Below are 9,419 nucleotides of genomic sequence, written 5' to 3'. Positions count from 1 at the left end.
CGCCGCGGCGCGGGCCTCGGAGGGGCGGGCGCGTCGGCCTTCGGCCAGCGCCGCCTCGCGCTCGGCCTGCGCGGCTTCCTCGGCCAGGCGATGCGCCAGAGCCGCCGGACGCGCGGTGTCCAGCGCCGCCTCCAACGCCTCCCAACTGCCGTAATGGCGGGCGAGGTCCTGCGCCGCCACCTCGCCGACATGGCGGATGCCGAGCGCGAACAAGAGCCGCGCCAGCGGGATCTCGCGCCGCTTCTGGATGGCCTGGAACAGCTTGCCGACGCTGGTCTCGCCCCAGCCCTTCAGCTCGGCAAGGCGCTGGCCGGAAAGCCGTTCGAGTTCCTCGGCGACGCGATCCAGGCCCAGGGCCTCGGGCTCGGCGACGCCCAGCGGGGCCAGCAGCTCGCGGTAATCCGCCAGCACCGCCTCGGCGCGCTCGGGCCCGGCGCCTGGAGCCAAGAAGGTGCGGGCATCCCCGGCCAGCATCTTGCGGCCCGCGGCGTCCCGTTCCTCGAGCGTGAAGATGTCGGCCGGCTCGGCGATCCAGTTCAGGCGATAGAACAGTTCGACCTGCCTGGCGCCCAGCCCCTCGATGTCGAAGGCGGCGCGCGAGACGAAATGGCGCAGCTTCTCGACTGCCTGGGCCGGGCAGATCAGCCCGCCGGTGCAGCGGCGGACCGAGTCGCCCTCTTCGCGGATGGCGGGCGAGCCGCATTCCGGGCAGGTCCGGGGGAAGGCATAGGGCGCGGCCTCGGCAGGGCGCTTGGCCAGGTCCACGTCGGCGACCTTGGGGATCACGTCGCCGGCGCGATAGACCTCGACCCAGTCGCCGATGCGGATGTCCTTGCCGCCGCGGATCTCGCTGCCATCGGCGCCGCGGCCGGCGATATAATCCTCGTTGTGCAGGGTGGCGTTCGAGACCACCACGCCGCCCACCGTCACCGGATGCAGCCGCGCCACCGGACTGAGCGCGCCGGTGCGGCCGACCTGGATGTCGATGGCTTCCAGCCGGGTCCAGGCGCGCTCGGCCGGGAACTTGTGCGCCAGGGCCCATCGCGGCGTTGTCGAGCGCATGCCCAGCCGCGCCTGATAGCCGAGGTCGTTGACCTTGTAGACCACGCCATCGATGTCATAGCCGAGCGTCGCGCGCATCTGCTCGATCTCGGCCCAGGCGGCCAGCATGTCCTGGACCGAGGCGCAGATCCGGGTCAGCGGATTGGTCTGGAAGCCGAAATCCTGCATCCGCCGCACCGCCTGCATCTGTGTGTCGGCGAAAGGCGCGCTGACCTCGCCCCAGGCATAGGCGAAGAAACGCAGCGGCCGCGACGCCGTCACCGCGGGATCGAGCTGGCGCAGCGAGCCCGCCGCCGCATTGCGCGGATTGGCGAAGACCCGGCCGGTTTCGGACTGGTTCAGCACCTCGAAATCCGCATGCGTCATGTAGACCTCGCCGCGGATCTCCAGCACATCGGGGAAATCGTCGCCGGCAAGCCGCTCGGGAATGTCGGCGATGGTGCGGGCGTTCGCGGTGACGTTCTCGCCCACCGCGCCGTCGCCGCGGGTCGCGGCCTGGACCAGCCGCCCGCCCTCGTAGCGCAGGGACAGCGACAACCCGTCGATCTTCGGCTCGGCCGTCAGTTCCAGCCTGGCCTCGGCGGCAAGGTTCAGAAACGAACGCACCCGCTGCACAAAGGCCTCGACATCGTCCTGGGTGAAGCCGTTTTCCAGCGACAGCATCGGCAGGCGATGCGGGATCTTGGCAAAGCGGGTATCGGGCGCGGCCCCGACCTGCGCCGTCGGGCCGGCCGGATGCGCAAGCCGGGGGAAGCGCGCCTCGATCTCCTCGAGCCGGCGCTTGCCGGCATCGTATTCCGCATCGCTGATGAAGGGCGCGTCCTGCTGGTAATAGGCCAGGTTGGCGCGCGCCACCAGTTCGCTCAGCCGCGCATGTTCCGCGGCCGCGGCCTTGGCATCCAGTCCGAAGACCGGCGGCAGGGCGGCCTTCGCCGCCGGAACAGCCTGCTCCTCGTCTTCTCCGGCCATCCTGCCCTCCGCCTGCCTGCCGCCCTTGCGGGCCATGATCCGGGGAAAGGTGATAGCGGGGCCGGGGCCGGATTGTCCAGCACCCGGCCGCCGGGCAGTCAGGCGGCGGAGCGGTCAGGCGCGCAGGGCCATGCGCTCGGCGTTCTGGGGCTCGGCCACCGGGTCGCGCAGCACATAGCCCCTGCCCCAGACCGTCTCGATATGGCTTTCGCCCTGCATCGCCGCGGCCAGCTTCTTGCGCAGCTTGCAGACGAACACGTCGATGATCTTCAGCTCGGGCTCGTCCATGCCGCCATAGAGGTGGTTCAGGAACATCTCCTTGGTCAGCGTCGTGCCCTTGCGCAGGCTCAGCAGCTCCAGGATCTGGTATTCCTTGCCGGTCAGGTTGACCGGCCGGCCGCCCACCTCGACCGAGCGCGCGTCCAGGTTCACCACCATCTCGCCGGTACGAATCACCGACTGGCTGTGCCCCTTGGAGCGGCGGATGATCGCCTGGATCCGCGCCACCAGCTCGTCGCGGTTGAAGGGCTTGGTCATGTAGTCGTCGGCACCGAAGCCGAAGCCGCGCAGCTTGCTTTCGGTATCGTCCGAGCCGGTCAGGATCAGGATCGGCGTATCGACGCGGGACATGCGAATCTGCCGCAGCACTTCCATCCCGTGCATGTCGGGCAGGTCCAGATCCAGCAGGATCAGGTCGTAGTCGTAGAGCTTGGCCAGGTCGATGCCTTCCTCGCCCATGTCGGTGCGGTAGACATTGTAATTGGCGTGGGTCAGCATCAGCTCGATGCTGCGCGCCGTGGTCGGATCGTCCTCGACCAGAAGGATTCGCATGATTTGTCCCCTTGCTAACCAGATCACCGGTAAAATTTCCACGCAAAAGGTTAATATCACGTTACCGGTGAAGCGGTTAAGTCTTATTCAATCGTCGGTTGACGAAATTTCTGCAGCTGGGTGACCTTCAGCGCATTGCGCCCGTGCCGGCGCACGGCGGCGGCCCAGGCATCGAACTCTTCCTCGGTCAGGCCGTAGCGGCGGATCGCCTCCTGTCGCGACAGCAGGCCGTGATGCACCGCATCGACCACCGCCGCCTTGCGGCTGGCCACCCAGCGCATCTGCGGATCGGGCAGATCGGCCAGGGTCAGCACGCTGCCATCGGGCAGGATCGCGGTGCGCGGGCCGGAGCTTTTCTTCAAGAACATCGGCAAGTCCCTGTCTTCCTTGTCCGGTTCTGCCGCGAACTTCTTAAATCGCGGTGAAGTCGCGCCGGGTTTCTCGGCGCCCGCCCTTGAGAATTGCCGCATTTTTCCTATAAATGTACCGAACTGCGGCCGCGTGACCGATGGCGCGCCGCGACAAGGACGATCCATGACAGCGCCAAGCACCCCTCTGCGCCACGATGCGCCGGACCTGACCATGAATTCGCTGGGCTTCGCCAAGCCGCCGGCGCAGACGCGCGTGGTCGTCGCCATGTCCGGCGGCGTCGACAGTTCCGTGGTCGCCGCGATGCTGGCAGCGCAGGGCTATGACGTGATCGGCGTGACGCTGCAGCTTTACGACCATGGCGCAGCGCTGGCGAAAAAGGGTGCCTGCTGCGCCGGGCAGGACATCCACGACGCCCGCCGCGTGGCCGAGCGCATCGGCTTCCCGCATTACGTGCTGGATTACGAGAACAGGTTCCGCGAATCGGTGATCGAGGAATTCGCCGACGCCTATCTGGCCGGCGCCACCCCGGTGCCGTGCATCCGCTGCAACGAGCGGGTGAAGTTCCGCGACCTCCTGCAGACCGCGCGCGAACTCGATGCCGATTGCATGGCGACCGGCCATTACATCCGGCGCTTCGACGGAGCCCAGGGCGCCGAACTGCACATGGCCGCCGACCCGGCCCGCGACCAGAGCTATTTCCTGTTCTCGACCACCCAGGAACAGCTGGATTTCCTGCGCTTCCCGCTCGGCGGGCTGGCCAGCAAGGCCGAGACCAGGGCCCTGGCGGCGCAATACGGCCTTTCGGTCGCCGACAAGCCCGACAGCCAGGACATCTGCTTCGTGCCGAACGGCAATTACGCCGGCGTGATCGAGAAGCTGCGCCCCGGCGCCGCCGACCCGGGCGAGATCGTCGACATGGACGGCAACGTGCTGGGCGCGCATCGCGGCGTGATCCACTACACCATCGGCCAGCGCCGCGGCCTCGGCATCGGCGGCCTAGGCGATCCGCTCTATGTCGTGCGGCTGGAACCCGAGAGCCGGAGGGTCGTCGTCGGCCCCAAGCAGGCGCTGGCGACCCGGATCGTGCCGGTGACCGAGGTGAACTGGCTGGGCGACGAGCCCTTCGAGGGCGAGATCGCCATCACCGCCCGCATCCGCTCGACCCGGCCGCCGCGGCCGGCGATCCTGCGCGTGACCGGCGACCGGCGCGCCGAGGTCGAACTGCTGGCCCCGGAAGAAGGCGTCAGCCCCGGCCAGGCCTGCGTCTTCTACGCCACCGAGGGCACGCGCGTGCTGGGCGGCGGCTGGATCTCGCACCGTCGCGGCGGCTGAACTCAGGCCGCCGCGGCCAGCAGCCGGATACGCTCGACCATGGCGCGCAACCCATTGGACCGCTGCGCCGAAAGATGCTCTTCCAGCCCCAGCCGGCCCAGTTCGGCGCTGGCGTCGATCGCCGCCACCTTGCCCACCGGCACCCCGGAATAAAGCGCGTGCAGAATGGCGATCAGCCCGCGCACGATCAGCGCGTCGCTGTCGCCCTGGAAATCGAAATGACCGGCCTCGATCCGCGGCATGATCCAGACCTGGCTGGCACAGCCCTCGACCTTGGTGGCCGGAACCTGCAACGCCGGATCCATCGGCGGCATCGCCTTGCCCAGTTCGATGACATGGCGATAGCGCTCTTCCCAATCCTCGAGAAAATCGAAGGCCTCGGCGATCTCTTCAAAGGCGGGGGTGGCCATGGGACGTCCTTTCGCATGCCCGCAATCATGCGGGCGCAAATGGCATAGCGCGCAGCGGCTGCAAGGTCAAAGAGGCTTTCACCCCCGCCCGACTTGCCCTATCACTGCGGCAAGAAGCGATGGGACAAGCGGGGGCAGCGTTCATGCGGACAAGGACATTGGGCACTCTGGCCTGTGCGATGCTGGTGCTGGCCGGATGCGGCCGCATGGGGGACAGCGGCCTGAACCCGATGCGCTGGTTCGGCGGTTCGCAGCAGCCGCAGACCCTGGAACCCGAGGGCGGCTATCCGACCACGGTGCAGGACGGCCGTGTTCCCATGGCCCATGTCACCAGCGCGAAATGGGAACCGCTCTACGAAGGCCGCATGCTGGTCGTGACCGGGCTTGCCGCCAGCAAGGGCTGGTGGGACGTGGCGCTGGTCACCGAGGCGCCCATGCCGCGCGGCCGCATTCGCCCCGACCAGAACGGCGTGCTGCGGCTGCGGCTGGTCGGCAAGCCGCCCCTGGCCGACACCTTTGCCGCCGCCAACCCGCCCAACCCGGCCAGCGACACGGTGACGGTGGCCATGACCATCCCGAACGCCGTGCTGCCGGAGCTGCGCGAGGTGGTCATCACCGGCGCGGCGAATGCCGTCAGCCTGCGCCGCTGAGCCGCAACGCCCGGACCTGCCAGGCCGGCGCCGACGGCACGAGCAGCACCATGAGTATTTGCAGAACGAAGAAGCGCCTCGCGCGGCCCCCGCTTGCGGCGGCACGATCTTCTTCGTTCCCCAAATACTCATGCCGACAGGGCCGCGGCGCCGCGCCCGCCACCGGCTCGCCGCCCCGCAGCAGCATGACGCCGCAGCACGCGCCCTCGCAACCTGCGGACCGCGCCCCCTGGGTGAGCGCGTGTCCATCGCTGTCAGCCGTCGCGATGGGTCCATGGCAAGCCCATCTTCGGACACTGTGCCATGCAGCCGCGGACGGCAATTGCGGAGGATTCATCCACAACGGTGCGCCGGGCCTTAAACCTGCGGCCTTTGACCCTTGCCAGGGGATGCGTCGCAAACCCGTTCTCCATCGGGATGGCCGACGGACGCCCCCGACGAAAAGGGCCCGCACGCAGGCGGGCCCCCGCGGGCTGGTCTGCGGCCGGACCGCTCAGCCCATCTTGCGCAGATAGGTCCAGGTCGGCACCCGGGTGTTGCGCGCCACCGACCAGCTTTCTGCATCGCCCAGATACTCGAAGCCGCAATTCGTCAGCACCCGGGCCGAGCCGGGATTGTCCTGGAACGCCTCGGCGAACAGCGTGCGCGAGCGATGCGGATTCGCCTCGACCAGGGCCGAGACCGCCTCGGTGGCGAAGCCGGTGTTCCAGAAACCGGCGCCGATCCAGAAGCCCAGTTCGGACTGTTCCTTGTCGATGCGGGTCAGGGAAACCACCCCCAGCAGTTCCGCCAGCTTGTTGGCCGAGCCGTCGATGGCCCAGACATCCTCGTCGCGGTCCACGGCCATGGCGCGGCGGACATAGGCCTCGGCCGCGCCGGGCGGCAAGGGGTGCGGGATCGAACGGGTTCCCTCGGCCACGCGGCGGTCGGCGGTGTAATGCGCGATGAGCCCCGCATCCGACGCCCGAAGCGGGCGCAGCACGAAACGCTCCGTCACGATCTCGACCTGCCGCGCATCCGAGGCAATCAATTCGTTCATGTCACTATTCTCCCCCAATTCACTCGCAATCATATGGGTGCGATATCCGCAAACGCGAAGGGGACCGGCCTGCGCCGATCCCCCTTTTTTAGCACCGAGAGTGTTAAAATCGGCTTACTCGGCAGCCTCGAGATTGGCGGGCAGCACGGAAATATAGGTGCGGCCCTTGAGGCCCTTGCGGAAGGTCACCCGGCCGTCGGTCAGGGCGAACAGCGTATGGTCGCGGCCCATGCCGACGTTCTGGCCCGGCCACCAAGTGGTGCCGCGCTGGCGCACGATGATGTTGCCGGCGACGGCCTGTTGGCCGCCATAGAGCTTCACGCCGAGACGACGGCCGGCGGAATCGCGGCCGTTGCGGGACGAACCGCCTGCTTTCTTATGTGCCATGGTTCAGTCTCCTTCTGCCTCAGTTGGCGTCTTCGGCCGAGGCTTCGGCTTTCGACTTCTTGGCTTTCGCCGGTTGCGCCGCCTCGAGCTTGGTGCGGGCGCCGACGGCCGGTTTCACATCGGTCTTGTCGCCGCCCTTTTCCAGCAGGTCGGTGATGCGGACCAGCGTCAGCTGCTGGCGATGGCCGCGGGTGCGCTGCGAGGAATGCTTCCGGCGGCGCTTGACATAGGTGATGACCTTGTCGGCCTTGATGGTGTCGATGACCTCGGCCTGCACGGCGGCACCGGCGACCAGCGGCGCGCCCACGGTGGCGCCGATCATCAGCACCTCGTTGAACTGGACCTTGTCGCCGGCCTCGGCGTTCAGCTTTTCGACGCGCAGCACGTCACCGGCCTGGACCCGGTATTGCTTGCCGCCCGTCTTCAGAACTGCGAACATTCCGTCTTTCCTTGTTCTGCCGCGTCCTTCGGCCCCGCATCGCGGAGGTTGATGGGGTCGGGCCCCGCCTGCGGACAGCGCACCCTTGCGGGTGAGGTTCAAAATAACATGCCGGCAACGGACATGCGCCCGGCCGGTCGCGGGTATATCGCGGATTCGGCCGGGCAAGTCAACAGAAATGCCGCCTCAGCGCCACAGATCCTGCGCCTCCTGCGCAGAGATGCGCCGCCCCGGCCCCAACCGGCCCGGCGTGCGCGACAGAAGCGGTGCCGGCCGCGGCTCGGAGCCCGAGAACACCGCCCGGGCGCGGTTGTGCGGATGCTGCGGCGCCTCGTCGATGGACAGCACCGGCGCGGCGCAGGCATCCGTGCCCTCCAGCGCCGCCGCCCAGTCGTCGCGGCTGCGGGTGGCGATGCGCGCCGCCAGCAGCGCCCGCAGCGCCGGCCAGTTCGCCGGATCGGCGCGATCGGGCAGATCCTCCGCCGAGAGGCCCAACCGCCGGATCAGCTCGGCCCAGAATTGCGGCTCGATGGCGGCGATGGCCAGGAAGCCGCCGCAAGCGCAGGGATAGCAGGCGTAATAGGGCGCGCCGCCGTCCAGCAGGTTCGCCTGCCGCGCGTCCTGCCAGATGCCGGCCGCCCGCATCCCCGAGATCATCGCCATCAGATGCGCCACCCCGTCCGAGATTGCCGCATCCACCACCTGTCCCTCCCCGGTCTCGCGCGCCGAGAGAACCGCCGCCAGCATGCCGGCGACCAGATGCATCGAGCCGGCGGCGAAATCCCCCACCAGGTTCAGCGGCGGCACCGGATGCGCGGCAGGGCCGATGGCGTGCAGCGCCCCGGTGATGGCGATATAGGTCAGGTCGTGGCCGGCGGAATGCGCCAGCGGACCCGCCTGCCCCCAGCCGGTCATGCGGCCATAGACCAGCCGGGGGTTGGCGGGAAAGTCCCCGGGGCCAAGACCCAGCCGCTCCATCACCCCCGGCCGCATGCCCTCGATCAGCGCATCGGCGCGCAGAATCAGGTCGCGGGCCAGGTCGCGCCCCGCCGGCGATTTCAGGTCCAGCTCCAGCCAGTCGCGGCCGCGATCCAGCACGTCGCGTTCGAGCCCGAAGATATGCCGTGCGCCGGGCCGGGCGATGCGCAGCACCTGCGCGCCGTGATCGGCGAACCACATGGCGGCGAAGGGCGTCGGGCCAAGCCCGGCGATCTCGACGATGCGCAGGCCGGAAAGCGCGCCGCTCACGGCAGGGTCCGGGAAGGATGGGCGGGGAAAGCGGGTCTTGGCATGGGCACACAGGGGGTCGAGGTTACGCGGCAGCACGGCGGCACCGCAGCGGTCCGGGCGACCGTGGGTCAGATTCGCCGCGAAGGCAAGCGCGGCCTGCGGCCAAGGCAAGTCGAGGCGACCCCGGCCCAATCCGAACGGCCCCCGGACCCGCGCAGCCTGTCCGGTGATTTCGCCATGGTGCGGGTGGAGGGACTTGAACCCCCACGCCTTGCGGCGCCAGAACCTAAATCTGGTGCGTCTGCCAATTTCGCCACACCCGCATCCCGATCCGCACCGGCCGGGCGGCGGCGGATCGGCGCCCCTCTTAGCAAAGCCCCGCCCGGCTTGCGAGCGGAAAAGTTCAGCAGCCCAGGCCCCGCAGCACCGCCGGGATCCGCTCGGGCAGGTCCTCGGCGATCAGGCCGGGGCCGAAATCGCGTGCCGCCTCGGCATGCAGCCAGGCGCCGGTCGCGGCGGCCTCCAGCGGCGCGAAACCGCGCGCCAGCAGCCCGGTGACGATGCCCGACAGCACGTCGCCCGCACCGGCCGTCGCCAGCCAGGGCGCCTGCGCTTCGCCCACCGCGGCGGCGATGCGCGCCGCGCCCCCCGGCGCCGCGATCACCGTGTCCGGGCCCTTCAGCAGCACCACGCAGCCG

At 69.0% G+C, this 9,419-nt stretch carries 11 protein-coding genes and 1 tRNA gene; 2 read left to right on the top strand and 10 right to left on the bottom strand.

The annotated features are described in order from the left end of the window. The 3 genes from ligA to sciP all read right to left on the bottom strand — a co-directional run. Positions 1 to 2,031, bottom strand: a 2,031-nt coding sequence (ligA, locus tag I9P22_RS21760; RefSeq protein WP_199262058.1) for an NAD-dependent DNA ligase LigA, incomplete at its 3' end; no start/stop codon positions are given. A gap of 114 nt (positions 2,032 to 2,145) precedes the next feature. Then, positions 2,146 to 2,862, bottom strand: coding sequence for a response regulator transcription factor CtrA (gene ctrA, locus I9P22_RS21755; protein ID WP_199262056.1), 717 nt, complete (start codon positions 2,860 to 2,862; stop codon positions 2,146 to 2,148). A gap of 83 nt (positions 2,863 to 2,945) precedes the next feature. Beyond that, positions 2,946 to 3,230 carry a CtrA inhibitor SciP gene (gene sciP / locus I9P22_RS21750; protein ID WP_199262055.1) on the bottom strand — a complete coding sequence of 95 codons (285 nt, stop codon included), beginning with the start codon at positions 3,228 to 3,230 and terminating at the stop codon, positions 2,946 to 2,948. A gap of 166 nt (positions 3,231 to 3,396) precedes the next feature. Here sciP and mnmA point away from each other — a divergent pair, with 166 nt between their 5' ends. After that, positions 3,397 to 4,566: a tRNA 2-thiouridine(34) synthase MnmA gene (gene mnmA, locus I9P22_RS21745; RefSeq protein ID WP_199262054.1), complete on the top strand. Its 1,170-nt coding sequence runs from the start codon at positions 3,397 to 3,399 to the stop codon at positions 4,564 to 4,566. Between the two features lie 2 nt (positions 4,567 to 4,568). Here the strand turns inward: mnmA and I9P22_RS21740 are convergent, their stop codons facing one another. Further along, positions 4,569 to 4,976: a SufE family protein gene (locus tag I9P22_RS21740; RefSeq protein ID WP_199262053.1), complete on the bottom strand. Its 408-nt coding sequence runs from the start codon at positions 4,974 to 4,976 to the stop codon at positions 4,569 to 4,571. Positions 4,977 to 5,119: 143 nt separating this feature from the next. On the opposite strand from I9P22_RS21740, the gene I9P22_RS21735 reads away from it, so the two are divergent. Beyond that, positions 5,120 to 5,626 carry a hypothetical protein gene (locus I9P22_RS21735; RefSeq protein WP_199262052.1) on the top strand — a complete coding sequence of 169 codons (507 nt, stop codon included), beginning with the start codon at positions 5,120 to 5,122 and terminating at the stop codon, positions 5,624 to 5,626. Between the two features lie 493 nt (positions 5,627 to 6,119). On the opposite strand, the gene I9P22_RS21730 is transcribed toward I9P22_RS21735, so the two are convergent. The 6 genes from I9P22_RS21730 to I9P22_RS21705 all read right to left on the bottom strand — a co-directional run. Continuing rightward, positions 6,120 to 6,665, bottom strand: coding sequence for a GNAT family N-acetyltransferase (locus I9P22_RS21730; RefSeq protein ID WP_199262051.1), 546 nt, complete (start codon positions 6,663 to 6,665; stop codon positions 6,120 to 6,122). A gap of 114 nt (positions 6,666 to 6,779) precedes the next feature. Then, the gene (gene rpmA, locus I9P22_RS21725) at positions 6,780 to 7,052 is read right to left on the bottom strand and encodes a 50S ribosomal protein L27 (protein ID WP_199262050.1); all 273 of its coding nucleotides are present in this window, start codon (positions 7,050 to 7,052) and stop codon (positions 6,780 to 6,782) included. A gap of 19 nt (positions 7,053 to 7,071) precedes the next feature. Beyond that, positions 7,072 to 7,491 (bottom strand): 50S ribosomal protein L21, encoded by a 420-nt coding sequence (rplU, locus tag I9P22_RS21720; RefSeq protein WP_199262049.1) that lies wholly within the window; start codon positions 7,489 to 7,491, stop codon positions 7,072 to 7,074. Positions 7,492 to 7,677: 186 nt separating this feature from the next. Next, positions 7,678 to 8,739 carry a CaiB/BaiF CoA transferase family protein gene (locus I9P22_RS21715; RefSeq protein ID WP_199262048.1) on the bottom strand — a complete coding sequence of 354 codons (1,062 nt, stop codon included), beginning with the start codon at positions 8,737 to 8,739 and terminating at the stop codon, positions 7,678 to 7,680. Between the two features lie 220 nt (positions 8,740 to 8,959). Beyond that, positions 8,960 to 9,044: transfer RNA gene (locus tag I9P22_RS21710), tRNA-Leu, on the bottom strand. Positions 9,045 to 9,124: 80 nt separating this feature from the next. Beyond that, positions 9,125 to 9,419 (bottom strand): ADP-dependent NAD(P)H-hydrate dehydratase (locus tag I9P22_RS21705; protein ID WP_332909060.1); only part of this gene is annotated, 295 nt, incomplete at its 5' end.

Origin of the sequence: Paracoccus binzhouensis (assembly GCF_016446475.1) — a bacterium.
In the GTDB taxonomy this organism is placed as follows: Bacteria; Pseudomonadota; Alphaproteobacteria; order Rhodobacterales; family Rhodobacteraceae; genus Paracoccus; species Paracoccus binzhouensis.
Note: the sequence above shows the minus strand (reverse complement) of the source record. Positions and strands in the feature narration are given on the sequence as shown.